Origin of the sequence: Prochlorococcus marinus str. MIT 1013, assembly GCF_027359395.1 — a bacterium.
GTDB lineage: Bacteria > Cyanobacteriota > Cyanobacteriia > PCC-6307 > Cyanobiaceae > Prochlorococcus_B > Prochlorococcus_B marinus_E.
Map to the genome: position 1 here is coordinate 1,657,415 of NZ_CP114778.1, position 24,772 is coordinate 1,682,186.

27 protein-coding genes are annotated in these 24,772 nt (G+C 36.1%); 14 read left to right on the top strand and 13 right to left on the bottom strand.

Translation table 11 applies throughout. The annotated features are described in order from the left end of the window. Window positions 1–58: 58 nt before the first annotated feature. Both O5633_RS09440 and O5633_RS09445 read left to right on the top strand, forming a co-directional pair. Window positions 59–406, top strand: a complete 348-nt coding sequence (locus O5633_RS09440) for an NAD(P)H-quinone oxidoreductase subunit M (protein WP_269609431.1) — start codon at window positions 59–61, stop codon at window positions 404–406. Then, entirely contained in the window at window positions 403–1,059 is a 657-nt protein-coding gene (locus O5633_RS09445; RefSeq protein ID WP_269609432.1) for a DUF3172 domain-containing protein, read from the top strand. Before O5633_RS09440 ends, O5633_RS09445 begins: the two co-directional genes overlap by 4 nt. Here the strand turns inward: O5633_RS09445 and O5633_RS09450 are convergent. Continuing rightward, complete coding sequence (locus tag O5633_RS09450; RefSeq protein ID WP_269609433.1) at window positions 1,056–2,006, bottom strand: LysR family transcriptional regulator; 951 nt, start codon at window positions 2,004–2,006, stop codon at window positions 1,056–1,058. The genes O5633_RS09445 and O5633_RS09450 overlap by 4 nt on opposite strands. A 109-nt stretch (window positions 2,007–2,115) precedes the next feature. Here O5633_RS09450 and O5633_RS09455 point away from each other — a divergent pair, with 109 nt between their 5' ends. From O5633_RS09455 to O5633_RS09475, 5 genes are all read left to right on the top strand, one after another. Then, window positions 2,116–2,862 carry an NnrU family protein gene (locus tag O5633_RS09455; protein ID WP_269609434.1) on the top strand — a complete coding sequence of 249 codons (747 nt, stop codon included), beginning with the start codon at window positions 2,116–2,118 and terminating at the stop codon, window positions 2,860–2,862. 25 nt (window positions 2,863–2,887) lie between these two features. Next, window positions 2,888–4,894: an NAD(P)H-quinone oxidoreductase subunit 5 gene (locus tag O5633_RS09460; protein WP_269609435.1), complete on the top strand. Its 2,007-nt coding sequence runs from the start codon at window positions 2,888–2,890 to the stop codon at window positions 4,892–4,894. A 138-nt stretch (window positions 4,895–5,032) separates the two neighbouring features. Further along, window positions 5,033–6,649 (top strand): NAD(P)H-quinone oxidoreductase subunit 4, encoded by a 1,617-nt coding sequence (locus tag O5633_RS09465; RefSeq protein ID WP_269611346.1) that lies wholly within the window; start codon window positions 5,033–5,035, stop codon window positions 6,647–6,649. Window positions 6,650–6,711: 62 nt separating this feature from the next. Beyond that, on the top strand, window positions 6,712–7,605 hold the full coding sequence (locus O5633_RS09470; protein WP_269609436.1) for a segregation/condensation protein A: 894 nt from the start codon (window positions 6,712–6,714) through the stop codon (window positions 7,603–7,605). A gap of 56 nt (window positions 7,606–7,661) precedes the next feature. Beyond that, window positions 7,662–8,840 carry a nucleotidyltransferase family protein gene (locus O5633_RS09475; RefSeq protein ID WP_269609437.1) on the top strand — a complete coding sequence of 393 codons (1,179 nt, stop codon included), beginning with the start codon at window positions 7,662–7,664 and terminating at the stop codon, window positions 8,838–8,840. On the opposite strand, the gene O5633_RS09480 is transcribed toward O5633_RS09475, so the two are convergent. Continuing rightward, window positions 8,833–9,714, bottom strand: coding sequence for a methylenetetrahydrofolate reductase (locus O5633_RS09480; RefSeq protein ID WP_269609439.1), 882 nt, complete (start codon window positions 9,712–9,714; stop codon window positions 8,833–8,835). The two genes, O5633_RS09475 and O5633_RS09480, sit on opposite strands and share 8 nt — an antisense overlap. Before the next feature lie 84 nt (window positions 9,715–9,798). Between O5633_RS09480 and O5633_RS09485 the strand changes: the two genes are divergently transcribed. Continuing rightward, on the top strand, window positions 9,799–10,071 hold the full coding sequence (locus O5633_RS09485) for a helix-turn-helix domain-containing protein (RefSeq protein WP_269609440.1): 273 nt from the start codon (window positions 9,799–9,801) through the stop codon (window positions 10,069–10,071). A gap of 243 nt (window positions 10,072–10,314) precedes the next feature. Here the strand turns inward: O5633_RS09485 and O5633_RS09490 are convergent, their stop codons facing one another. From O5633_RS09490 to O5633_RS09525, 8 genes are all read right to left on the bottom strand, one after another. Then, entirely contained in the window at window positions 10,315–10,815 is a 501-nt protein-coding gene (locus tag O5633_RS09490) for a CYTH domain-containing protein (protein ID WP_269609442.1), read from the bottom strand. 3 nt (window positions 10,816–10,818) lie between these two features. Then, on the bottom strand, window positions 10,819–11,727 hold the full coding sequence (locus O5633_RS09495; RefSeq protein WP_269609444.1) for an NAD(+) kinase: 909 nt from the start codon (window positions 11,725–11,727) through the stop codon (window positions 10,819–10,821). A gap of 9 nt (window positions 11,728–11,736) precedes the next feature. Continuing rightward, complete coding sequence (gene nuoK, locus O5633_RS09500; RefSeq protein WP_269609445.1) at window positions 11,737–12,066, bottom strand: NADH-quinone oxidoreductase subunit NuoK; 330 nt, start codon at window positions 12,064–12,066, stop codon at window positions 11,737–11,739. Window positions 12,067–12,099: 33 nt separating this feature from the next. Next, window positions 12,100–12,702, bottom strand: coding sequence for an NADH-quinone oxidoreductase subunit J (locus tag O5633_RS09505; RefSeq protein WP_269609446.1), 603 nt, complete (start codon window positions 12,700–12,702; stop codon window positions 12,100–12,102). A gap of 6 nt (window positions 12,703–12,708) precedes the next feature. Continuing rightward, window positions 12,709–13,353: an NAD(P)H-quinone oxidoreductase subunit I gene (gene ndhI, locus O5633_RS09510; RefSeq protein ID WP_269609447.1), complete on the bottom strand. Its 645-nt coding sequence runs from the start codon at window positions 13,351–13,353 to the stop codon at window positions 12,709–12,711. 108 nt (window positions 13,354–13,461) lie between these two features. Beyond that, window positions 13,462–14,580 carry an NADH-quinone oxidoreductase subunit NuoH gene (nuoH, locus tag O5633_RS09515; RefSeq protein ID WP_269609448.1) on the bottom strand — a complete coding sequence of 373 codons (1,119 nt, stop codon included), beginning with the start codon at window positions 14,578–14,580 and terminating at the stop codon, window positions 13,462–13,464. Window positions 14,581–14,656: 76 nt separating this feature from the next. After that, the gene (locus tag O5633_RS09520) at window positions 14,657–15,784 is read right to left on the bottom strand and encodes a citrate synthase (RefSeq protein ID WP_269609450.1); all 1,128 of its coding nucleotides are present in this window, start codon (window positions 15,782–15,784) and stop codon (window positions 14,657–14,659) included. 141 nt (window positions 15,785–15,925) lie between these two features. Further along, window positions 15,926–17,497 carry a DUF3352 domain-containing protein gene (locus O5633_RS09525; RefSeq protein WP_269609451.1) on the bottom strand — a complete coding sequence of 524 codons (1,572 nt, stop codon included), beginning with the start codon at window positions 17,495–17,497 and terminating at the stop codon, window positions 15,926–15,928. Window positions 17,498–17,572: 75 nt separating this feature from the next. On the opposite strand from O5633_RS09525, the gene O5633_RS09530 reads away from it, so the two are divergent. Further along, entirely contained in the window at window positions 17,573–17,929 is a 357-nt protein-coding gene (locus O5633_RS09530; RefSeq protein WP_269609453.1) for a rhodanese-like domain-containing protein, read from the top strand. Between the two features lie 13 nt (window positions 17,930–17,942). On the opposite strand, the gene trpB is transcribed toward O5633_RS09530, so the two are convergent. Further along, complete coding sequence (gene trpB, locus O5633_RS09535; protein WP_269609454.1) at window positions 17,943–19,196, bottom strand: tryptophan synthase subunit beta; 1,254 nt, start codon at window positions 19,194–19,196, stop codon at window positions 17,943–17,945. Window positions 19,197–19,236: 40 nt separating this feature from the next. On the opposite strand from trpB, the gene O5633_RS09540 reads away from it, so the two are divergent. After that, window positions 19,237–19,560 (top strand): translation initiation factor, encoded by a 324-nt coding sequence (locus O5633_RS09540; RefSeq protein ID WP_269609456.1) that lies wholly within the window; start codon window positions 19,237–19,239, stop codon window positions 19,558–19,560. Between the two features lie 52 nt (window positions 19,561–19,612). Then, window positions 19,613–20,248, top strand: coding sequence for an adenylyl-sulfate kinase (gene cysC / locus O5633_RS09545; RefSeq protein ID WP_269609457.1), 636 nt, complete (start codon window positions 19,613–19,615; stop codon window positions 20,246–20,248). A 24-nt stretch (window positions 20,249–20,272) separates the two neighbouring features. Here cysC and purE read toward each other — a convergent pair whose 3' ends face one another. Further along, complete coding sequence (gene purE, locus O5633_RS09550) at window positions 20,273–20,812, bottom strand: 5-(carboxyamino)imidazole ribonucleotide mutase (protein ID WP_269609458.1); 540 nt, start codon at window positions 20,810–20,812, stop codon at window positions 20,273–20,275. Between the two features lie 79 nt (window positions 20,813–20,891). Here purE and O5633_RS09555 point away from each other — a divergent pair, with 79 nt between their 5' ends. Then, entirely contained in the window at window positions 20,892–22,052 is a 1,161-nt protein-coding gene (locus O5633_RS09555; protein WP_269609459.1) for an N-acetylglucosamine-6-phosphate deacetylase, read from the top strand. Window positions 22,053–22,080: 28 nt separating this feature from the next. Next, the gene (gene bchM / locus O5633_RS09560; RefSeq protein ID WP_269609460.1) at window positions 22,081–22,782 is read left to right on the top strand and encodes a magnesium protoporphyrin IX methyltransferase; all 702 of its coding nucleotides are present in this window, start codon (window positions 22,081–22,083) and stop codon (window positions 22,780–22,782) included. Window positions 22,783–22,814: 32 nt separating this feature from the next. Here bchM and O5633_RS09565 read toward each other — a convergent pair whose 3' ends face one another. Beyond that, window positions 22,815–23,543: a response regulator transcription factor gene (locus O5633_RS09565; RefSeq protein ID WP_269609461.1), complete on the bottom strand. Its 729-nt coding sequence runs from the start codon at window positions 23,541–23,543 to the stop codon at window positions 22,815–22,817. Between the two features lie 78 nt (window positions 23,544–23,621). Between O5633_RS09565 and O5633_RS09570 the strand changes: the two genes are divergently transcribed. Then, the gene (locus O5633_RS09570; RefSeq protein WP_269609462.1) at window positions 23,622–24,770 is read left to right on the top strand and encodes a cysteine desulfurase family protein; all 1,149 of its coding nucleotides are present in this window, start codon (window positions 23,622–23,624) and stop codon (window positions 24,768–24,770) included. Window positions 24,771–24,772 lie beyond the last annotated feature (2 nt).

Here is a 24,772-nt window from a genome sequence, read left to right on the forward strand (position 1 = left end):
AACAAGGGATAAGGTCGTTAAATTTGCAGTATATATTTTGGTTTGTTGTTTTAAATTCATGAGCGACACTATTCTTAAATGCACCACCCGTCACGTAAGAATATTTACTGCTGTAGTAAAAAATAATGATTTGATTCTGGATAATGGACATTTGACTTTAGATATTGATCCAGATAATGAATTCCGTTGGGCCGATCAATCAATAAAAAAGGTGCAAGATTATTTTCGTGAATTAGTTGACTCTCAAGCTGATAGTGAATTGAGCGATTATAGCTTGAGGAAAATTGGATCTCTGCTAGAAGATTTTATTCGAAAGTTGCTTAAAGATGGAGAGCTTAGTTATAACCCAAATAGTAAGGTGATGAATTATTCCATGGGATTACCTAGAACTAAAAAATTATTATGAATCAAGGCCCTTATAATCGGCGTCCCACATCTCGTAGAAGATCAGATCTGGCGAGAAGACAAGAAGGAAATAAATTTAATTCAAGAAGAGATTCAAATGTAAGAGATCAATATGAACAAAAAGGAAGTCGATTTAATTCTTCAGGTCCATCAGGTGGTGGCGGTGGAATTAAAATAAACTCAAATTCAATTGCTATTTTAGCTGGGGTTTTGGTGATTGGTGTTGGAATTGGTAGCCTAATTACAAGCACAACTTCAGGGGGGCAGGGAAATATTGCAAGTCAGCAACAGTTAGATATGGCGGTTCCAGATCCAGACTTTTGTAGGCAATACGGTGCAAGCGCTTTTGTGATTGATATTGAAATGTATACGACCTTAAATCCCTCTACAAGCTTTGTTACACAACCTGCTCTTCAACCAGGTTGTGTTATTAGAAGAGAAAATTGGACTGTTTTGCAAAAGCAAGGAGCTATAAACAATGAAGATGTTAGAGAGTGTAAACAGAGAATGAATACATTCGCTTATATCGGTTCAATTCGGGACCAGCCAATTGTTCGTTGCGTTTATCAAGCAGATGTTAATGAAAATAAATTTATTATAAAAGGGGCTGAAGAAGATGCTGTTGGTATCAATAAAGAAGCTATTCAGTTCTAAATTTTAGAACTAGATAGAGGTGAGAATGAACTGGCAAATAAAGGTAATATGTCTTTTGTAAATGCTTCAGCAGCTCTTGATGAATATCTGTAAGGATTTGTGATTACTTTTAGTTCTCTTGTAACTTCTAGATCTGCAACAGCGGCTCTGTGTATGCTTCCTCCTGAAAGTTCTCTTTCAATTGACACAACTGGCAGAAAAGCAGCTCCGAGATCAGATTGCACAGCATTCTTAATAGCTTCAAGAGAGTTTAATTCCATTTCAATATGTAATCTCTGCACATCTAATCCGGAAGAAGATAGTAATTGATCTACTACTTTTCTTGTTGTTGATTGGTTATCTAAGGTAATAAATCTAAGACTATATAAGTCTTCTTTTGTGAGTCCTTTTGACTTTGCTAATGGATGATTAGTAGGCAAAACTAGCGCTAACTCATCAGTTGCAAAGGGAATTACTTGTAATGATTCGTTTAATTCTGATGGAAGTTGACCCCCGATGATAGCTATATCTATTTGGCCATTTTCAATACTCCACCCTGTTCTTCTAGTGCTATGAATTTGAAGTTGAACTGAAACTTCTGGAAACTTTTGTCTAAAAAGCCCAATCATTCTTGGCATCAAGTAAGTTCCAGTTGTTTGGCTTGCTCCGATAATTAGAGAGCCACCTTTGAGGTTATTTAAATCTTCAATAGCTTTGCAAGTTTCTTGGCACTCTCCCAAAATTTTTTCACAATAGTTAAGAAGAAGTTTTCCAGCTTTAGTTAATTGAGCTTTTCTACCCCCTCTATCAAATATGGCAATTTCTAGTTGTTTTTCCAGATTTTGCACCTGCAAGCTTACAGCTGGTTGAGTAACAAAAAGACTGTCAGCCGCTTTCTTAAAGCTCCCCTCATCAACAATTGCTTTGAGGATTCTTAGTTGATCAAGAGTGAATGGAATCTCGGCCATAGTGGCAGGCCTTCATGGCACTTATTAAATTAAAATGTAGGAAAAAACTACTCCAACTGTTGATCCGGTATGGATCTAATAATTTTTTAAGAGGATTTTAATGGTAATAATGGCATTCTCAAATACCCATAGTTCCAGTTTTGTGATGATATTACTTTTATTTTGTTTCGCAGTTATTCATAGTGGAGGAGCGGCTTTAAGGGTGAAGGCAGAGAGTCTAATTGGAGCAAGGGCATGGAGATTGATTTTTGCTTTTGCGAGTATCCCTTCCGCAGTTATTTTGATTGGTTATTTTATTTCTCATCGTTACGATGGGATTAGATTTTGGAATTACCAAGGGGTTGGTGAATTAATTCCTGTCATTTGGATTTTGAGTGCAATTAGCTTTCTTTTTTTGTACCCAGCCACTTATAACCTTTTAGAAATTCCTGCTGTCCAAAAGCCCAAAGTTAGAATTTATGCTTCTGGGATAATCAGAGTTACTCGTCATCCTCAGGCAATAGGTCAAATTATTTGGTGCTTTGCACATTTACTTTGGATAGGCACAAGTTTCACTCTTGTTACTTGTATTGGATTAGTAGCACATCATTTATTTGCTATTTGGCATGGTGATAGAAGACTTAGCCTCAAATTCGGAGAAGAATTTGAGGCTTTGAAGAAAAGAACATCAGTCGTTCCATTCTTAGCTGTGTTGGATGGACGACAAAAATTACAAATAAAGGAATTTCTTAGACCCTCTCAAATGGGCATTCTCATTGCAGTGTTTTTTTTCTGGTGGGCCCATAGATTTATTTCTATCGGAGCTGATAAATTTATCTCTTTTGATTTAACTGAATTACTAGCAAGAATTGCCTAAACTTATTTCAATATGATTTATCTGGATGCAATCAGCTGCAGATTTTGCTTGGTTAATTCCACTCCTGCCTCTTTGTGGGGCTGTTTTGATTGGTTTGGGATTAATTAGTTTTAACGATCTTTTTAATCGTTCAAGAAAACCCGTTGCAATAACCCTTTTAACTTCAGTAGGTGCCTCAGCATTTATTAGTTATGCAGTTTTGGCTGAGCAACTCTCAGGCAATCCTCCAGTTGAACACTTGTTTATATGGGCAAGCGCAGGATCTTTTGAGTTGCCAATGGGATATGTGATTGATCCTTTAGCGGCAGTCATGCTTGCTCTTGTTACTACAATTGCTTTCTTGGTGATGATTTATTCCCATGGTTATATGGCACATGATCCTGGGTATGTTCGTTTTTTTACTTATTTAGCTTTATTCAGCAGTTCAATGCTTGGGCTGATTGTTAGTCCAAATTTGCTTGAAATATATGTTTTTTGGGAATTGGTTGGGATGTGCTCATACTTACTCGTTGGCTTTTGGTATGACAGAGATGGTGCTGCACATGCAGCTCAGAAGGCTTTTATCGTAAATAGAGTGGGAGACTTTGGCTTACTGCTTGGTATTTTGGGTCTTTTTTGGGCAACAGGTAGTTTTGATTTTCATGGAATCGCTGAAGGTTTATCTGAGGCAGTTAGCTCTGGGACAGTTCCCATTTGGGCAGCTTTGATTCTTTGCATTCTTGTTTTTATGGGCCCAATGGCAAAGTCTGCACAATTTCCTTTACATGTTTGGTTGCCTGATGCAATGGAAGGTCCAACTCCTATATCTGCCCTTATTCATGCAGCAACAATGGTTGCAGCGGGAGTTTTTTTAGTAGCAAGGCTTGATCCTCTATTTAGCCAGTTCCCTTTTGTTGAATTATTTATTGCAATTATTGGCACAGTAACTTGTTTTCTAGGTGCATCAATCGCTTTGACACAAATGGATTTAAAAAAAGGATTGGCTTACAGCACAGTTTCTCAACTTGGATACATGATGCTTGCAATGGGATGTGGCGCACCAGTTGCAGGAATGTTCCATCTTGTTACACATGCTTGTTTTAAGGCTATGTTGTTCCTTGGCTCAGGTTCAGTTATTCATGCCATGGAGGAGGTGGTTGGTCATGAACCAATTCTTGCTCAAGACATGCGATTAATGGGAGGTCTGCGTAAAAAGATGCCTATCACAGCAATAACTTTTTTTATTGGTTGTATTGCTATCAGTGGGATCCCCCCTCTAGCAGGTTTTTGGAGTAAAGATGAAATTCTTGGTCAAGCCTTTAATAGTTTTCCAATACTTTGGTTTATTGGTTTTTTAACAGCAGGAATGACAGCTTTCTACATGTTTAGACTTTATTTTCTCACTTTTGAGGGAGTTTTCCGAGGTGAAAATAAAGAGATGCAGCTTTCTTTGCTTGCTTTAGCAGGTAAAGAAAAAGATGAAGAACATGAAGAACATGAAGCTGGCAAGATTCATGAATCTGCATGGCCCATGACATTCCCATTGGCAGTTTTGGCAATTCCTTCTGTCTTAATTGGGTTTATAGGAGTTCCTTGGAACAGTATTTTTGCAAACTTGTTAGACCCCCGTGAAGCTATTGAAGCAGCAGAAATGTTTAGTTGGAGAGAATTTCTTCCTCTTGCAACTGCTTCAGTAGCTATCTCATCCGCAGGGATACTATTGGCTGTTTTAACTTATTATTTGAAACGATTTGATCTTGGAGTTTCTCTATCTAAGAAATACCCTCAAATCAATTCATTTCTTCAGAACAAATGGTACTTAGATGATATAAATGAGAAAATTTTTGTAAAGGGTAGTAGAAAGCTCGCAAGAGAAGTACTAGAAGTAGATGCAAAAGTAGTTGATGGAGTAGTTAATCTGACTGGATTATTGACTCTTGGTAGTGGTGAAGGACTCAAATATTTTGAGACAGGAAGAGCTCAGTTTTACGCATTGATTGTGTTTGGAGGAGTGATTGCTCTGGTGGCACTTTTTGGTGTCGTAGGAGCGTAATTTACATAATTTTTTTAGATGTGTGTTTCATCCCCTATCTAGAGGGTGCCAATAACCTCATAATTTCTAAACTCAAAAAGTGGTGATTAATTTCGAGTCTTGGAATTCGCTCTCAATACAAGTATGAACCTAGGAACAATGCTAATTCCTGAGCCAATTCAAGCCGATTTCCCTTGGTTAAGTTTATCCATATTTTTTCCCATTCTTGGTGCATTAATTGTTCCTTTTATTCCAGATAAAGGGGAAGGAAAAGAAGTTCGATGGTATGCCTTAATAATTGCTTTAATTACTTTTTTAATTACTGTCGCTGCTTACTTCAAAGGTTTTGATCCAAGTAAAGAAGGCTTGCAATTATATGAAAAAGTTAGTTGGCTCCCAGATCTAGGATTGACTTGGTCTGTTGGCGCAGATGGCTTATCAATGCCATTGATATTGCTTACAAGTTTTATAACTTCTCTTGCGGTTTTGGCAGCGTGGCCAGTTAGTTATAAACCAAAATTATTTTTCTTTTTAATTCTCGCTATGGATGGCGGCCAGATAGCTGTATTTGCTGTTCAAGATATGTTGCTTTTCTTTCTTGCTTGGGAATTGGAGTTGTTCCCGGTGTATTTATTCCTTGCAATCTGGGGCGGAAAGAAAAGGCAATATGCAGCGACGAAATTTATTATCTATACAGCAGGCAGCTCGTTATTTATTCTCCTTGCTGGTCTTGCAATGGGTTTCTTTCAAGCGGGAGGAATACCAGATTTTGGTTATACCCATTTAGCTCAGCAAGATTTTGGTAAGGGGTTTCAACTGCTTTGTTATGCAGGTTTGCTAATAGCTTTTGGTGTCAAACTTCCTATTGTTCCTCTTCATACTTGGTTGCCAGATGCGCATGGAGAGGCCACTGCCCCCGTTCATATGCTTTTGGCAGGAATATTGTTGAAGATGGGTGGATATGCTCTTCTTAGATTTAATGCTCAATTACTTCCTGATGCTCATGCGCAATTTGCTCCATTGTTAATTGTTCTTGGAGTAGTAAATATTATTTATGCGGCTTTAACTTCCTTTGCTCAAAGAAATTTAAAAAGGAAAATTGCTTATAGCTCAATAAGTCATATGGGTTTTGTTTTGATAGGTATTGGAAGTTTTAGTTCCCTAGGCACTAGTGGAGCAATGTTGCAAATGGTTAGCCACGGTTTAATAGGTGCAAGTTTGTTTTTCCTTGTTGGTGCTACTTATGACAGAACGCACACGCTTCAATTGGATGAGATGGGTGGTATTGGTCAAAATATGAGGATTATGTTTGCTTTGTGGACAGCATGCGCTTTCGCTTCTCTTGCTTTACCTGGAATGAGTGGATTCATATCAGAATTAATGGTTTTTGTTGGGTTTGTAACTGATGAAGTTTATACGCTTCCTTTTAGGATTGTTATTGCATCATTAGCAGCCATTGGAGTAATTTTGACGCCTATATATTTATTGTCTATGCTCCGAGAAATCTTTTTTGGCAAAGAAAATGCGAAGTTAATATCAAAAGCAAAGTTGGTAGATGCAGAACCTAGAGAAATTTATATTATTGCTTGTTTATTAGTTCCAATTATTGGAATTGGACTGTATCCAAAAATCATGACAGATACATATATTTCATCAATTGATGGGTTGGTTAAAAGAGATTTGTTAGCTGTTGAAAGAGTTAGAGCTAAACAATCAACATTGATTAGTAATCCTCATTTGTCAATTGGTACTCTTGAAGCGCCACTTTTAGACTGAAGATCTTTCCCTGGCACTTCATTCATTTAAGAGATAACTTGCTTTTAGATTCCTAGTTATCATTGTCAGTTGATCTTTTAACTCAAACTGCGGATTCTGGGGCAAGGCTTGCAATTCGTTTATTGCAGGATGCTGCTCAAAGAGGTGATATTGATCCATGGGATGTAGATGTTATTCCTGTCGTAGACGGCTTTTTGGACCAACTTAAACAGCGTATTGATATCCCAAAAAAGATTTCAAAACATTTCAGCCAAAATGGAGGAAGTTATGAGGTTGATCTTGCTCAGAGTAGTGAGGCTTTCTTAGCAGCTTCTGTCTTGGTTGGTTTAAAGGCTGAGGTCCTTGAGGCTGAAATGTTTTCTGTTGATATGGATGTTGAAGATGAGTCAGGCTTTGATTTTGAAGAACAGGGCTGGCTTGATGAAAGTTTTCAATTACCTCTTCGCCCCGAGAGACATCTATTGAGAAGGCCTGTTGCTCCACCTCCATTTAGAAGACCAGTTACTCTTGGAGAATTAATAAATCAGCTTGAGACAATTGCAGAATCTTTGAAAAATGATGAGTTGCAAAATCGTAGAAGGTTACGACAAAAAAAATTAAGTGATAGGGAAGTTATTGCTCAAGTTTCATCTCTTGCTCACCGAGAGAAATTACCTGAAACCACTGCTGCATTAGCAATTTTTATCAACGATTGGGAGCAAGCTTTATACTGGGTTGATTTCGAGTTATTAGTTCAGAGATGGAGGGAAAATTCTGCCTCGGAGGATTTGGATACCGATAGAGTAGGAGTCTTTTGGGCTTTATTGTTTTTATGTTCTCAGGGCAAGGTGGAGATTGAGCAAAAAGGTTCTTTGTTCTCTCCTATAAGTCTAAAGAGGCTTTTGGAACCTGGAATGGTTGCTCAACTCCCTATCTCATCTTTAGACGTGACAGATGGCTCGCCGGCTGCTGCTTAGCCCTTTGTGGAGGTAGCATTCTATGTTGTTCATGTATAACTTCGGTTAAACCGCCTATGAAGGCGATGATACTGGCAGCTGGGAAGGGAACCCGAGTTCAGCCAATCACGCATGTGATTCCAAAGCCAATGATTCCTATCCTTCAGAAACCCGTGATGGAGTTTCTGTTGGAACTTCTAAAGGAGCATGGTTTTACGGAGGTTATGGTCAATGTTTCCCACTTGGCAGAAGAAATAGAAAATTATTTTCGAGATGGACAAAGATTTGGAGTTGAAATCGCATATAGCTTTGAAGGCCGAATTGAAGACGGAGAATTAATTGGTGACGCACTTGGTTCGGCTGGAGGACTAAAAAAGATTCAAGATTTTCAAAAGTTTTTTGATGATACTTTTGTTGTCTTGTGTGGAGATGCCCTAATTGATTTAGATTTATCTGAGGCTGTGAAACGACACAAAGAAAAAGGTGCTTTAGCTAGTTTGATTACTAAACGTGTTTCAAAAGATCAAGTAAGTAGTTATGGGGTTGTTGTATCTGACGAAGAAGATCGTGTTCAAGCTTTCCAAGAAAAACCTTCTATAGATAATGCACTAGGAGATACGATTAATACCGGTATTTATCTATTTGAACCCGAAATTTTTGATTATATTCCCTCTGGCCAACCCTTTGATATTGGCTCAGACTTATTTCCAAAACTAGTAGAACAAGGTGCACCTTTTTTTGCTTTGCCGATGGATTTTGAGTGGGTTGATATTGGCAAGGTACCTGATTATTGGAGAGCTATTAGAAATGTATTAAAAGGAGATGTTCGACAGGTTGAAATTCCAGGAAAGCAAGTTAGGCCAGGAATTTATACTGGTTTAAATGTTGCAGCTAATTGGGATAAAATACATGTAAAAGGACCTATATATGTCGGTGGAATGACTAGGATTGAGGACGGTGTTACTATCAACGGTCCTTCTATGATTGGTCCTAGTTGTTGTATTTGTGAAGGAGCAACAATCGATAATTCAATAATTTTTGATTACTCACTAATTGGACCAGGAGTTCAACTTGTTGAGAAGTTAGTTTTCGGTAGATATTGCGTAGGTAAAGAAGGTGATCATTTTGATCTACAGGAAGCTGCTTTAGATTGGTTAATAACTGATGCTCGAAGACAAGATTTAGGTGTACCTTCACCTCAACAAAAAGCAATGGCTGAGTTGCTTGGAACAGATCTTATTGGTTCAACTAATTGATATTTGCTCTATCTAAAATCATTGGTATTTGTTGCTCTGCCTTGACGGCCATCAGGTGAACACCTTGAGCAATGCCTAGAAAATTTTTCACTTGCTCTGCAGCTATGGAGATCCCTTCATCAATAGGGTTTGTTGAGCTTTCAAGTCTAGAAATGATTGATTGAGGAATGCATGCTCCTGGGACTACTCGATTAATAAATTGAGCATTTTTGGCCGACTTTAGGAGAAAAACACCCGCTAAAACTGGAATTTTTATTGGCTCAGTTATTTCCTTGCAAAATCTTTCAAGTACTTTAGGCTCCATAACCATTTGTGTTTGAAGGAAATGAGCACCAGCCTTTTTTTTAAGTTCTATTCTCCTTCTCAGGCCATCAAATCCTCTGCAGTTTGGGTCTGCCGCAGCTCCAGTAAACAAATTAGTTGGGCCGTCAGGCAAAAAACCAGAGACTGGATCAACCCCTTTGTTAAGTGATGTAACTTGACTAATAAGTTCTATTGAATTGAAGTCTTGAACAGATTTGGCTTCGGATTGATCTCCTACGCGAACAGGATCGCCAGTTAAACAAAGGATATTTTTGATTCCTAAAGCATGCGCTCCTAATAACTCAGCTTGTAATGCAATTCGATTTCTATCCCTGCATGATAATTGAAGTACTGGTTCAAGATTTGCCTCTAAAAGCAGCTTGCACAAGGCTAGGCTGCTCATTCTCATGATTGCCCGACTCCCGTCTGTAACATTAAAACCATGCACAAGGTTATTTAATGTGAGGGCTTTTGAGAGAGCTAAAGCTGTATTACCTCCCCTAGGAGGCATTATTTCAGCAGTGATAGCTGATAAGCCAGATTCCAAACGATTTTGAAGTTTAGATTTCACATGTATTTTTTACTAGATAATTACTATCGGTGATTAAAGGCCCTAATCTAAGTAGTATTAATTAAAGAGTTGTGAGTGAGGGGAATGTTTACAGGAGAGATCGCTAATTCGTCCCATATGGGACTGTCTGCTAGGGAAATGGAGATTATAGGATTGGTCGCAGATGGCCTCACTAATCAAGAGATTGCTGAAAAACTGACAATTAGCAAAAGGACTGTAGACAACCATGTGAGCAATATGTTTACAAAAACAGGTTCAAAAAACAGAGTGGCTTTATTAAATTGGGCAATGGATCATGGAAAGATATGCCGAGATGGGTTCAATTGTTGTTCATTGCCAGATGAAACAAATTCGTAAAAGATCTAATTATTGTCATCCTCATTGATATCTGATAGAGGCATTAGAGAAAATTCAATTGACGAAATTTCAAATAACTTTGCATATGCTATACAAGCTTCCTTGTCAGTACAAGTGAAGCGAAGGATACCCTCTGTGTCATAAAGACCATACAAGTTATACCTCTAGCGAAGGATACATAGTTAGATGGTAATTGCTAACGATGATTATAAAGACAATCTAAAGGACGAGTCGCCTTTTTGCTTAGGATTCTTTGGGTCTTATCCGATCTTTTATTGATAACTCAGATATAGGTGTTTTTGCAAGAGAAGCATTACTTAATGATTTGATCCCAGTTATCTCTTGACCACACCATGATGGGACTTGAATTTCTTCGGATTCAGAACTTAATTCAATTTCAGCAATTTTCAAAGAAGAATTTGAACCATCAAAAAGATCAACTACCCAATCTTTTTTATTTATTTTTAGATGATAACGAGTTTTAGTGATTTTATAATTTGATAATTTTATTAATTCAATAGCATCTTTATTAGGGATTGAATATTCAAACTCATAGTTTACCAATCTATTTAGAGAGGACTTTAATGTGATGTATGATTTTGCATTGTCTATTATCCTTACTCGAATGGTCCATTCATCTAAACTTGAGTTTAAATAGGCTTGACTAAAATCTTCACTTAGTATTACCTGAGATTTCCAATCTTCGTTTTTAACTAAGAATCTTCTTTCGATTTCTATTCCCATAATTTAGTATTTATTACTCTCATTAAGGCTGCTAGCCCAATGAAGTTTTTGAGTGATTGTTTTGTAATAAGAAAGATTTTCATCTAAAATTATTATTGAGGTTGAATGATTAGATTTTTTAATTAAGCATGTATCATTAGCTTCAATTAGACAACCACTAGATCCATCTAACCATAACTTTATTTTTTGCTTCTTTTCTCGTATGGGTTTTATAACTAATTGGGATTTAGGAGGGACCACAATAGGTCTACTAGCCAGACTCATTGGACATATGGCGCTTACAATTATCGCATCCATAGATGGGTGTATTATTGGCCCCCCTGCGGCCATAGAGTAAGCAGTTGATCCTGTTGGAGTAGAAAAGATAAGTCCATCCCCTTTGTATTTGTCAACAGCCTCGCCATCTATTGCCAGCTCAAGGCTACAAGTAGGTGCTATTTCGTCTGTACAAGATCGTAAATAAAAATCATTTAGAGCAAAAAATGATCTTTTCACATTACTTAAATTATTATCCTTTTTGCTAAATACTGTTGCTTCAAGCATCATTCTTTTTTGTATAATAAATCTATTATTTGAAATTGTTTCCCAAAAATTTTCTTGCTTTAATATGTGGCGATCATGGGTCAGGAATCCTAAATTTCCTCCAACATTAAAACTTAATATGGGTATATTTTTGGGGGATAAATATCTGGCGGCCTTTAAAACTGTTCCATCCCCTCCTAAAACAATAGCTATCTCTGGTGAAATATCAGAAATAGAAAATAAATCATTAAGATTATTTGTTTCTATACTTATTTTGGAGATTAAAACTTTTTTACCATAACCTTCAATTATTTTCTTACAATTTAAGGTTTCTTTATAAGCAGAATCGCTATCTGATCTATATAAGATCCAGATCAGATTTGAGGTCATTAATAATATCTACCATTTGAGTAGATTGAAGCTTTCCATGTCAATAGTAACCCTATTTCTATATAACGAAAGTAGTATGGCCAGCCCAACAGCTGCCTCTGCTGCTGCGACAGTGATAACAAAAATTGAAAATACTTGTCCTCTAATTATTGATCCATCTATATAGGATGAAAAACTCATGAGATTTATATTTACTGCATTAAGCATTAATTCAATACTCATTAATACACGAACAGCATTTCGACTATTTATTAATCCCCATACACCAGTGCAGAAAAGAAATGCTGCAACTATGAGATAAGCTTGGAGTGGTACTGGACCAATAGTATTTTCTAACATCTCAAAAAAGAAAATTATAAACTAAGTTTGAATTCATTTTAAACTATTTTCAGAAAGAAGAGGAATTTTCTTATCAACTATGGACTTTTTATTATTGAAATCATTTATTACACCTGTTGAAATAGTGACATCTCTTCTTGCTAATACAATTGCTCCAATCATAGCCATTAATAACAAAATAGAAGCGAGTTCAAAAGGTAATAAATAATCTGTGAATAAATGTTCTCCAATTCTCTCAGTTGCTTCTTCACCAATGGAGCTTGGTCCAGGTAAGTTCCATTTCGTGGTAATACTAACCCGCAATAACAAAATTAATAGTCCACCACATACTCCACCTGATATTAATTTTCTAGTTTTCAGTCCTTCAATTGGTTTTAACGTCTCTTTCTTGTTAACCAACATAATTGCAAATAATATCAAAACATTTACAGCTCCAACATAAACAAGAATTTGTGCGGCAGCTACAAAACTAGCATTTAATAAAAGATATAAGCCTGCTACAGCCATAAATACGCCGCCTAATAAAAATGCTGAGTAAACAATATTTTCTAGTAAAACCACTGCTAAACTTCCAGAAACTATGACAGCACTGAGAACTAAAAAACAAATTAATTCTGTTGAGTAAGCGATATTCATTAATTATTAGTTAAGTTTTTTTGGAAGAATATCTTTAGAATTATTATTTCCTTCTTCTTGTAATTTATCTGTTTGGAGTTCTTTAATAATCTGAATTGGAAGTTTACCTGCTCTTTGTTGGTTCGAAGGTAATTCATGGGGGTCCATTACTCCCTCGGGTAAATAAGCTAATTCCCTTAAAGGACGAACCGATGGATCTGAAGTCACACTTGTTGGTAATCTTCCAAGAGCAACATTATCGTAGTTAAGGCTATGTCTATCAAATGCAGCCAGTTCATATTCTTCTGTCATTGATAAACAATTTGTAGGGCAATATTCAACACAATTTCCACAAAAAATACATGCACCAAAGTCAATTGAATAATTTCTCAATTCTTTTTTCTTGGTTTCTTTATTCATTACCCAATCAACAACTGGAAGATTAATTGGGCATACCCTTACGCAAACTTCGCAAGCAATACACTTATCAAATTCATAATGAATCCTTCCTCTATAACGCTCAGAGGGGATTAGCTTCTCATATGGATATTGAACTGTTACAGGTCTTCGACGCATGTGATCAAACGTAACGCCTAATCCATCAACTAAATATTTTCCTGCACTAATTGCTTCTTTAGTGTAGTCGGCAACTTTTTCAAGGAAACCAAGCATATTAAATTTCCTGCTGCTGGCCTGTATTTACATTAGTCATTATACAGTTTTTTTCAAGTAAATGTAGGTAGTTTTACTTAAAAAAATAGCGATTGTGTTGCTTTTCTTTTATCCGCCAAATGCCATAGGAAATGCCAGTTTAAGTGAAGCAGTTACAAGTAAATTGACCAGTGAAATAGGTAAAAGAAATTTCCAACCTAAATCAAGTAGTTGATCAATCCGAACTCTTGGAGTAGTCCATCTTAATAAGATTGCTAAAAAAACAAGTAAATAAGCCTTGAGGATTGTCATAACAATTCCAACAGAAGCAGCAATGATTTGAACCAATGGATTATCAATTGAAAGACCTATCAAAGATGCAAACCAATCAATTGAGATCGGAAAACCCCATCCTCCTAAGTACAGAACGGAAACAAGTAAAGCAGATAAAACAAGATTTATGTATCCAGCTAAATAAAACAGAGCAAATTTCATACCTGCATATTCAGTTTGATAACCAGCTACAAGTTCTTCTTCTGCCTCGGGCAAATCAAAAGGGAGTCTCTCACATTCAGCTAACGCACAGATCCAAAAAATAATAAAACCTATAGGTTGTCGCCATATATTCCAGCTAAGAAAACCAGCAGTATTTTGTTGCTCAACTATATCAACAGTACTTAATGAATTACTCATCATAACTATTGCCAAAACCGAAAGCGCTAGTGGAATTTCATAACTAATTGATTGAGCGGCTGCTCTAAGTCCACCTAGCAAAGAATATTTATTATTGGAGGAATAGCCACTCATTAGTAGACCAATGGGCTGAATACTACTTAGGGCAATCCATAAAAAGATTCCTATTCCTACATTGCTAATTAAAAGATTTTGACCAAAAGGAACAATTAACCAAGATAGAATTACCGGAACTAAAACTAATATCGGACCAACTGTAAATAGAACACTGTCTGCCCTTGCTGGAATAATGTCTTCTTTAACTAAAAGTTTCAAACCGTCTGCCATTGGTTGAAGAATACCAAGTGCACCTGCATATTCAGGCCCAATTCTCTGTTGAGCTGCTGCAGAAATTTTTCGTTCAAGCCATACTGTTACTAATACTCCAATTACAGCTGACACCAATACTAAAAGCATTGGAAGAGGGATCCATAAAAGATGTGCTAATTCATGCGATAAACCAAGGTTTTGAACACCTTGGGTAAAACTCATTTCAAGGTCTATACCTGAATTCACTTCTAATATTTAATCTATTAACTAAGGTTAGTGTAATTTTGAATTAATTTTAAATTAGAAAAAAATAAATTTCAAATTATCTACTCTCAAGAGGCTGCCAATTTCTGATTTTTGCTCCTTCGTAAATTTGTGATGGTCTAAAAATTCTATTTGCTCCAAGTTGCTCTCTCCAGTGAGCCAACCAACCAGCAACTCTGGAAATCGCAAAAACCGGTGTAAACAAATCTCGAGGAATACCAAGTTTTCGATAAACAAGTCCGGAGTAAAAGTCAACATTTGGGAATATACCTTTTGGCCCCAGTTTGGAAATGGCCTCTTCTTCAAGTGCTTTGGCTACTTCATACATTTCATCTTTACCAAATTCCGAGAAAAGTTCCTCTGCGAAGGCTTGTAAAATTGTTGCTCTAGGATCTTTGACACGATACTCCCTGTGCCCAAAGCCCATGACTTTCCTTTTTTTTGCAATTGCATCATTGAGAAATGAAGAGGCCTTCTCAGGTCTTCCAATCTCTTCTAGCATTGCTATCACATCTTCATTGGCCCCTCCATGAAGAGGACCAGCCAATGTCCCAACGGCAGAAGCTACTACAGCATATGGATCAGTTAATGTGCTGGCAGTTACTCTTGCGCTAAACGTACTCGCATTGAGACTGTGCTCGGCATGAAGAATTAAACATCTGTCGAAAACTCTTGCTGCGAGAGGATTTGGCTCCCTCTCGGTGAGCATATACAGGAAATTGGAAGAATATGGTAAATCATCCTGGGGTTGAATTGGATCGTCTCCTTTTCTTATTTGCTCGAAAGCAGCAACCATAGTTGGAATTTTTGCAATCAACCTAACTACTGCGTCGTAAATATATTTTGGATCATCAATTGCTCTTCGAGAATAAAAGAGGCCCAGAGATGCAGCACTTGCTTGCAGAGCATCCATAGGATGCCCAGATTCTGGGAAACACTTAAGCATATCTCTAATTCGAAAGCTCACTCGTCTATGCATTTGAACGTCCTCTTCAAATTTATGAAGCTCATTTTTAGTGGGAAGTTCCCCCCATATCAAGAGAAATGCAGTTTCTAAAAAACTACTTTTTTGGGCTAGCTCTGATATTGGATAACCCCTGTAGTTCAGCTTTCCTTCTGTTCCATTGATTTCGCATATCCCTGAATTGGTTACTGGAACCCCTTCCAAGCCTGGCTTTAGAACCAAATTAGTTGTCTTTTGTTTGTTATCTATGGCTTTAGCTCCTGCAAAATAATTTTTCTGTTCAATTGGAAAAAATAATTTTCAACTTGAACTTTATTGTATAGAATTAAACTATATGTTGAATATAGCACTTTAAACTTTTTATTAACTTGTTTTTAAGTTGATTTTAACTTTAATGAAGTCTGGGTAATTAATTGTAGGGACTGCAATAGTTATATCAATATTTTGAGGGGGATATAGTTTGTTTCCTAGCATTGTATTAAATAAGATATATGGATAGAAATTATTGAAGACTGTCTTAGTTTTTTCTTCTCCTAAATGTATTCTAAGGACATCATCAAAATCATCAAATTTATCTGTATTCTTTTCAGTATCTGAATAATTTATATTATCAAAATTTGAAATAGAAGATAAGTTTTGACTCCATATGTAAGTCTCTTCATCTTCTTCGATAATTGCCTCGATTTTTTCTTTTAGCTCATATTTATCATTTTCATCAGTACTAATTTTTGACCAAATCTCTAGCTTTCTGTTTTTAAAATCCAGATTAGAAATTAAAAAGTTCTCTTTTTTTAGAATATCACTTATCTCTGTTTTACTCGTATCAGATTTTCGAGTCAAAACGAACCAGTCTTTATCTTTTACCCAAATCAAATTTCCTTTAGAACTTTCTAGAATTATTTTGAAAAGGTTAGAATAGTCGGAAGTCGTAGATTCTTTTATTAGATTCGCTATAAGCTTTTGATATGGATGGACAGAATCTTTCCCGAAATACTGTTTGGGATTATCAACTAATATGTAATCTTCAAGTAATTCAGATTCATTTTTTATATCAATTAAATTATATTTAATATCTTTAACCTGCATTTTAGTTTTAATATCGTAAGATATGATTCCTTCTAAATTTAATTTATTTTTATCTAAATTTATAGAAGATATTAACTTATCTATCTTATTGATCTCAAATAATTTTTCTTCTTGACCTAGAAGATTTAGAATTTTCTTTGGAGATATTTCTAATAATAAGAAACCGTCTTTTAGATTATCCTTTAATTGAATATTCTTATAATTTTTTTTGGTATTTAATTGATTACTATATAATTTTTCTATTGACATTTTTATAATTTTCGGATTGGATGCTATTAAAAGATTATCTTTGTCATTTGAAAAGTAAATTGAGTTATTTGAATTAATTTTTTTTGAAATTATTTTTATTTTTGAAGTGCTTAATTCATTGATTTTTCTATTCGCATTATCAATGATTTCTGAGCCTGAAATAGATTCTAATTCTTTTTCAATATTTACATCTTCTTTTATTGCTAAGACCATAATCCAATCATTTAGTGGTTTGTTGCTTGAAGCAAATATAGCAAAACTCCCATAATCTCCTACCCATTTTGAGATGTCTTTTGCAAAATCAAGACTAATCAACTTAAAAGAAGAATCTCTAATAAAACTTATTTGTTTATTTATAGTGTGTTGACTAACTTTATCCTGAAAATTTTCGATATATTTTGGAATTATGGCTGGATTGAGTTTCCAGTGAAAAATGAGATCAGTATTTGTTGGTATATATTTCGAGGAAACTGGAGCATTAAATGATTGTTCATAGATAGGGGTTTGCTTGAGTTGCTTATTGCGCCAGATAAATATCCCTGTGAAAATTGATGAAATTATTGTTACTGATATTAAAAAATAAGATAGACGTGATTTCATTTTTATTATTTGAGCGTTTGTATACTTTTAGAACTTAGATAACAGAAAGTTTGATTTTTACTTAGAATCTAAAATATGAACCAGAAGATTCCTTTAAATATATCTCCAAAAGAGTTAAATAAAATCTTAGAAGATGATTCTTCTGAAAAACCATTTATTGTAGATGTGAGGGAGGACAATGAAATTGCTATTGCTTCATTTTCATTTTCAGTATTACATCTTCCTTTGAGTCAGGCCGCAAACTGGTCAAATAAAATAGGTGAACTGTTACCGCTGAATCAGCCCATTGTCGTTGTCTGCCATGCGGGTGTAAGAAGTATGAATTTTGGTATTTGGCTTTTAGAACAAGGAATAACTAAAAGTGTTTGGAATCTAGTCGGAGGGATAGATGCTTGGAGTACTGATGTTGATCAATCTGTTCCAAGGTACTAATAGACTTTTTACTCTATATTTTTGAACCTATTTTTTCAGCAACTGTATTCACATCTTTATCTCCTCTGCCAGAACAGTTGATGACAATTTCTGAACCATGATTGAGATTTGGGCAAAGTTTTTCCAGATAGGCAAATGCATGAGCGGTCTCTAGCGCAGGAATAATACCTTCTAATTTACTAACTAATTGCAGAGCTTCTATGGCTTCAGTGTCAGTAACAGCTGCATATTCAGCACGTCCAATTTCTTTTAAGTAACTATGCTCCGGTCCAACTCCTGGATAATCAAGACCTGCGCTAATGGAATGCGCCTCCTCAACTTGCCCATCTTTGTCTTGTAGTAAGAGACTCATGGCTCCATGAAGAACTCCTATCCTTCCTTCAGTAATTGTCGCTGCATGTCGACCAGTTTCGACTCCATCTCCAGCAGCTTCAACTCCAATCATTCGCACACTTTTGTCTTCAACGAAAGAATGGAAAAGACCCATCGCATTCGATCCGCCACCAACACAAGCTAAAAGCACATCGGGAGACCTCCCAAAAGCTTGCTTACATTGTTGCTTTGTTTCTTCTCCAATAACTGCGTGAAAATCTCTTACCAACATTGGATATGGATGTGGGCCCGCAACTGAACCGAGAATATAGTGAGTAGTTTCAACATTAGTAACCCAATCTCGAATCGCTTCGCTTGTTGCATCTTTGAGTGTTGCAGTTCCACTTGTTACTGGCCTCACTGAGGCTCCAAGCAACCGCATTCGGAACACGTTTAAGGCTTGTCTTCTCATATCTTCTTTGCCCATATAGATAATGCATTCCAATCCAAAACGAGCGCAGACTGTCGCAGTTGCAACTCCATGCTGTCCAGCTCCAGTTTCAGCAATAATTCTTTTTTTTCTCATCCGTATCGCAAGAAGAGCTTGCCCAAGTGCATTATTAATTTTGTGAGCACCTGTGTGATTTAAATCTTCTCTTTTAAGCCAAATCCGTGGTCCTTTTAATGTATTTTTTCTGTAATGTTGAGTTAATCTTGTGGCTTCATATAGAGGAGTCGATCTGCCTACGTAAGTTTTTAGTAAATGATTCAGTTCTGAATTGAATGAAGAATCTTTCCATGCTTCTTTAGCAGCTTGCTCTAATTCAATAAGGGCAGGTATTAAAGTTTCAGGAACATATTGCCCCCCGTATTTACCAAATCGACCAAGAGCATTTGGCCTTATTAATGGAGATAAATCAGAATCTTTAAATTGTGTTGAGAGTGTATCTGTCACCTTAGATTAAGAAAATAGTTGCCAGCCAAAACACAAGAAAATGTCCAAAGGTGGCTGGAGTGAATTTAATGACCCTCTTAAGACAATAGAGAATGACACTCAAAATAGTGTTACTCCTAAAGGAAAGCGACAAGTTCGTATTGAAAGGACTCGATCTGGAAAGAAAGGAAAACTTGTTACTGTTATTAAAGGACTTGAATTAAAGCAAGTAGAGGCAAAAAAAATTCTTAAGAATTTAAAAATAGCCTGCGGAACAGGTGGAGCTTTGAAAGGCGATTTTTTAGAGTTACAAGGAGATCAAATATCAAAAGCTCAAGAATTTCTTTTTAAGGAAGGTTTTAGGCCAAAACAGAGTGGAGGTTAGGACTAAACTGTGTCGATCAACATGGAGAATAGTAAACAATTAGTCTGAATTCATGGAACAAAAATCCCAAAGTCCTCTATCAAAAGCCACCAATATAGTTTGGCATCAATCTTCAGTTAATAGAGAAGCTAGATCTCAGCAAAGAGGACATAGCAGTGCCATACTTTGGTTTACAGGTCTATCTGGTTCAGGGAAAAGCACGCTAGCTAATGCAGTAAATGTAGCTCTACACAAAAATGGTTATTCAACTTATGTTTTAGATGGTGACAACATCAGACATGGTTTATGCAAAGACTTAGGTTTTTCTGATCTTGATAGAGAAGAAAATATTAGAAGAATTGGCGAAGTCTCTAAATTGTTTCTTGACGCTGGAATAATTGTTTTGACTGCATTCGTATCACCATTTAGAGCCGATCGCGATAATGCAAGATCATTAGTTGGAGAAAATGATTTTATAGAAATATATTGTTCAGCTGATTTAGGGGTTTGTGAAACAAGAGATACCAAAGGACTTTATGCCAAGGCAAGAAATGGAGATATCAAAGATTTCACTGGAATCTCAAGTCCTTATGAAGATCCTCAGTCTCCAGAATTGAAAATTGATACTGGAAATCTAGAGATTGATAAATGTGTAGACATAGTTACTAACTTGCTTGTGAAAAAAAATATTATTTCAAAAATTTCTTAGTAAATTTAGTAATGAATTTCACGTTCATGACATTTTTTCTAGATAAGTTTTAGCTCCAATCTCCTTAAGTCTTTGATCTTTTTTTACGACAAGGTCGTGAAGCTCAGATCTGTAGGTTTTTAATTTATTTGTTAATTCAGTATTGTTAACTGCCAAAATTTGAGTAGCTAAAAGGCCAGCATTTAGGCCTCCTTCAATGGCAACCGTTGCTACTGGTATGCCTGAGGGCATTTGCAATATTGAATACATAGAATCTATTCCTGAAAGCGCCTTGCTTTTGACGGGAACTCCTATCACTGGAAGGGTCGTAAGCGATGCGATCATTCCAGGTAAATGAGCAGCCCCTCCAGCCCCAGCAATTATGACTCCAAAACCATTTGATTCTGCCATTTGAGCAAAATCCATCATTTCTTTTGGAGTTCTATGAGCAGATAAGATCCTTACTTCATTAGATATGCCAAATTGATCTAGAATTGCAACCGCAGGCTGAAGAGTTTTAAGGTCTGAATCACTACCCATTACTACTGCCACTTCCTTAAATGTATTAGCTTCGGTTAAAGACAATTCTCGATTTTATAAATCTCCTTCTTAATAATGCCAATTATTTATGAATCCTGCATTAATTATTTTTAGTTTTTAAGAAATGAGAAAAATTAAAAACATTAAATTACCTCAACCAGATAAAAGCGAAGATGAAAATAGTTTATTCTCACTGGTTTTAGATGAATATGGAATTATTCTCTCGATTGATAAAAGTTCCAATAGAAATTCAATTTATGGCGAAGATTGGTGTGGTGATTGGCTAAGTCCAAGAGCGATTGATCTTCAAATAAATGGAGGTTTAGGAATCTCATTTACAGATTTAACTTTTAATAAAATACCTAAATTATTAACATTGCTTGATCGACTTTGGCTTGATGGAGTGGAAGGAATTTGTCCAACTTTTGTTAGTTGTTCTATAGATCAATTCCAATTAGGAATGAAGGTCTTAAAGGAAGCTAAAAAACATACTTCGAAAAATAGATGTCGACTTCTTGGTGCTCATATGGAAGGACCTTTTTTATGCGAATCATATTCTGGAGCACATGATATAGAAAGTATTTGTAAGCCAAGTATTTCTGCTTTAAATCAGAGAATAAAGGGATTTGAAGACGACATAGCATTAATGACATTGGCTCCAGAATTAATAGGTTCTTTTGATGTCATTTCTCGTCTAAGAGAATTAAATATCTTGGTTTCGCTGGGACATTCTTCAGCTGATTTTGATTCGGCGATGAATGCTTTTAATAATGGAGTGACCATGGTTACACATACTTTTAATGCAATGAAAGGTTTACATCATCGAGCTATTGGACCTATCGGAGCGGCTGCAAGAAGAGACGATGTCTTCCTAGGATTGATTGCTGATGGTGTTCATGTTCATGCAGATATGATTAGGCTTTTAAAGATACTTGCACCAAAGCAAATTGTTTTAGTCAGTGATGCAATATCAGCTTATGGTTTAGGAGATGGATCGTTTGATTGGGACAAACGTTTGATTACAGTAGAAAATGGTTTATGCAGACTTCCAAATGACACAATTGCAGGATCTACTCTGCCTTTACTAGATGCATGCAAAAAAATAGCTAAATGGATTAATGATCCTTCTGCTGCTATTTGGATGGGAACACTTGCTCCACGTATGGTATTAAGTCAGAAGAAAATGACTTTAAAATCTTTTTTTATTGGAAAAAATATTCAGTCTTTACTTCGATGGAAAATCAATTCTTGTAATCAAGAGTTGTCTTGGCATATGGCTGCGTAAGATTGGTAAGAGGTAATTATCTGATTAAATGACAACGCAAATTGAGAACAACGAAAAGGCCGAAGTCACAGAATATTTTAATGGGACTGGGTTTGATAGATGGAATCGAATATATAGCGAAAGTGATGATGTAAATAAAGTGCAAAAAAATATAAGGATAGGTCACCAAAAGACAGTTGATGATGTCATTAGTTGGTTGAAAGCTTATGACAATATCAAGGACAAAAGTTTCTGTGATGCTGGCTGCGGTGTTGGTAGTTTAAGTATTCCATTGGCAAAATTGGGTGCTAAATCGATTCATTTAAGTGATATTTCTGAAGCGATGATAAATGAGACAAAAAACAGGGCAAAGGAAGCAGGTTTGGACTTAAATAAGCTGAATTTTCGAACATCTGATTTAGAAAATTTAAAAGGTTCATTTAATACAGTTATTTGCTTAGATGTTTTCATTCACTACCCTCAAAAGGAGGCTGAGGCAATGGTGAAACATCTCTGTCAATTATCTGATGAGAGATTAATTGTTAGCTTTGCTCCTTATACTCCTTTACTAGCCCTTTTGAAAGGTATTGGTCAACTATTCCCTGGACCAAGTAAAACTACTCGGGCCTATACATTAAGGGAGGCTGGAATTATAGAAGCTGCAAAGCAATCTGGCTTTAAAGTAATCAAAAGCAAGTTGAATCAAGCTCCTTTCTATTTCTCGAAACTAATAGAATTTGTGAAATACTAAAGAACTAAAATTTTTATTTTTCAAAAACACATTTAGGTAACCAAATGATTCTCAAGTGCATATCTAACTAATTCTGTTCTACTAGAAGTGCCGGTTTTAATAAATAATCGACTCACATATTTCTCTACATTGCGGATAGAAGTCTCAAGTTGTCTTGCAATTTCTTTGTTCATTAAACCTTCCGCTACTAGTTGCAAAACGCTTGCCTCTCTTGGGGTGAAATTAGGAATCGAATCATCTTTCCGTGAGTTGTTTTTATCCCCATGGCTAAGCATTGATTTGATTTCTGTAATCTGTTTTGCCATTTGGCCAACATCAGCATTCGCAAATCTGGCTGCTTCAGTTAATAATCGCTCTTGCCTCTGAACTACATTCTTAACTCTTGCAACTAGCTCATCGGGATCAAATGGTTTTGGCATGTAGTCGTCTACACCTGCTTGATACCCTTGAGTTCTATCAGCAGTCATACCCTTAGCAGTAAGGAAAATGACAGGTGTACCTCCAAGTCTTTCATCTTCTCTAATTTTTTTTAAAAGTCCATAACCATCACATCTAGGCATCATGACGTCACTGATAATTACATCAGGAATCATTTTTTGAGCTTTTTCCCATCCCTCTTCTCCATCTATAGCGGTTGTAACTTGAAATCCCTCATCTTCAAGATAAGCCTGGACAGCAGTTCTTAACCCAGGCTCGTCATCGACAAGTAATATCCTTGGAGTCTGAGAAACTTCTTGTGTTGATGGATTTGGGTCACTCATAAAAATTGGACTTATAGAGTTTTTAAAGATGATATTAACCTTTATTCCTCTCTATTATTTAGCTTAACGAATGAATCAATGGATAATAATCATCTGATTTTTGATTTTCAGTCCTCAACACCATGCTCTACGAAGGTCGTTAAGGAGATGGCTCCTTATTGGAATGAGTTGTGGGGTAATCCCTCTAATACTAATAATCGATCAGGTGTTTTTGCTTCAGCTGCCGTAGAAGTATCTCGTGAAAAAATAGCTTCATATTTGAATATCGAGCCTAAAAGATTGATTTTCACGAGTGGGGCAACAGAAGCGAATAATTTGGGTTTAGTTGGACATGCAAGAGCTAAAGCACAACTTATTGGAAAACCTGGACACATAATTACCGTTTCAACTGAACATCATGCAGTCCTTGATCCGCTTAGGCAACTTCAAAAAGAAGGGTTCCGTTTGTCAGAATTACAACCGAATAAAGATGGTTTAATCAATATTCAACAACTTTCTGAAGCTGTTGAAAAAGATACTTTTTTGGTTAGTGTCATGGCTGCAAATAATGAGATAGGGGTTTTGCAACCTATTTCTGAAATTGGGTCTTTTTGTAAGAGAAAAGGAATCGCTTTTCACACTGATGCCGCTCAAGCCTTGGGATACTTAGATTTAGACCCCGATAAATTACGCATTGATTTGATGAGCTTGAGTGCTCACAAAATCTATGGCCCTAAAGGGATTGGGGCTTTGGTGATTAGGGAAGGATTCCCTCTTGAACCGTCTCAATATGGAGGAGGTCAGGAGCTTGGATTAAGATCTGGAACGCTCCCTGTCCCTTTAATTGTTGGCTTTGCAAAGGCAGTCGAAATAACAAAAAATGATCAGGATGAAAGGAATAAGAGACTTTTATTTTTTAGAAACTTATTGTTGAACGGGTTAAAAAAGAATATTTCTGGATTGATTGTTAATGGATCTATCGATCAAAGATTGCCTCATAATCTAAATATCACTTTCCCTGGTGTGCATGGAAGTCAATTGCATGGTCAATTAAGAAGGTTTATTTTTTGTACTAGTGGTTCAGCTTGCAGTAATGGTGAAGCTTCTCATGTTCTAAAGGAGATAGGGCTCTGCAAAAAAGATGCTGAAGCATCAATAAGGATGAGTATTGGGAGAAATACTACTGAGAAAGATATCAAAGAGGCTATTGAGATTATTACAAATATAGTGATTAATCTTAGAAAATAATT

Bases quoted from the DNA above. Each gene is read 5' to 3' on its own strand.
- O5633_RS09440 (WP_269609431.1), top strand. From the start codon at position 59: ATGAGCGACACTATTCTTAAATGCACCACCCGTCACGTAAGAATATTT.
- O5633_RS09445 (WP_269609432.1), top strand. From the start codon at position 403: ATGAATCAAGGCCCTTATAATCGGCGTCCCACATCTCGTAGAAGATCA.
- O5633_RS09450 (WP_269609433.1), bottom strand. From the start codon at position 2,006: ATGGCCGAGATTCCATTCACTCTTGATCAACTAAGAATCCTCAAAGCA.
- O5633_RS09455 (WP_269609434.1), top strand. From the start codon at position 2,116: ATGGCATTCTCAAATACCCATAGTTCCAGTTTTGTGATGATATTACTT.
- O5633_RS09460 (WP_269609435.1), top strand. From the start codon at position 2,888: ATGCAATCAGCTGCAGATTTTGCTTGGTTAATTCCACTCCTGCCTCTT.
- O5633_RS09465 (WP_269611346.1), top strand. From the start codon at position 5,033: ATGCTAATTCCTGAGCCAATTCAAGCCGATTTCCCTTGGTTAAGTTTA.
- O5633_RS09475 (WP_269609437.1), top strand. From the start codon at position 7,662: ATGAAGGCGATGATACTGGCAGCTGGGAAGGGAACCCGAGTTCAGCCA.
- O5633_RS09485 (WP_269609440.1), top strand. From the start codon at position 9,799: ATGTTTACAGGAGAGATCGCTAATTCGTCCCATATGGGACTGTCTGCT.
- O5633_RS09490 (WP_269609442.1), bottom strand. From the start codon at position 10,815: ATGGGAATAGAAATCGAAAGAAGATTCTTAGTTAAAAACGAAGATTGG.
- O5633_RS09495 (WP_269609444.1), bottom strand. From the start codon at position 11,727: ATGACCTCAAATCTGATCTGGATCTTATATAGATCAGATAGCGATTCT.
- nuoK (WP_269609445.1), bottom strand. From the start codon at position 12,066: ATGTTAGAAAATACTATTGGTCCAGTACCACTCCAAGCTTATCTCATA.
- O5633_RS09505 (WP_269609446.1), bottom strand. From the start codon at position 12,702: ATGAATATCGCTTACTCAACAGAATTAATTTGTTTTTTAGTTCTCAGT.
- ndhI (WP_269609447.1), bottom strand. From the start codon at position 13,353: ATGCTTGGTTTCCTTGAAAAAGTTGCCGACTACACTAAAGAAGCAATT.
- O5633_RS09525 (WP_269609451.1), bottom strand. From the start codon at position 17,497: ATGAAATCACGTCTATCTTATTTTTTAATATCAGTAACAATAATTTCA.
- O5633_RS09530 (WP_269609453.1), top strand. From the start codon at position 17,573: ATGAACCAGAAGATTCCTTTAAATATATCTCCAAAAGAGTTAAATAAA.
- O5633_RS09540 (WP_269609456.1), top strand. From the start codon at position 19,237: ATGTCCAAAGGTGGCTGGAGTGAATTTAATGACCCTCTTAAGACAATA.
- cysC (WP_269609457.1), top strand. From the start codon at position 19,613: ATGGAACAAAAATCCCAAAGTCCTCTATCAAAAGCCACCAATATAGTT.
- O5633_RS09555 (WP_269609459.1), top strand. From the start codon at position 20,892: ATGAGAAAAATTAAAAACATTAAATTACCTCAACCAGATAAAAGCGAA.
- bchM (WP_269609460.1), top strand. From the start codon at position 22,081: ATGACAACGCAAATTGAGAACAACGAAAAGGCCGAAGTCACAGAATAT.
- O5633_RS09565 (WP_269609461.1), bottom strand. From the start codon at position 23,543: ATGAGTGACCCAAATCCATCAACACAAGAAGTTTCTCAGACTCCAAGG.
- O5633_RS09570 (WP_269609462.1), top strand. From the start codon at position 23,622: ATGGATAATAATCATCTGATTTTTGATTTTCAGTCCTCAACACCATGC.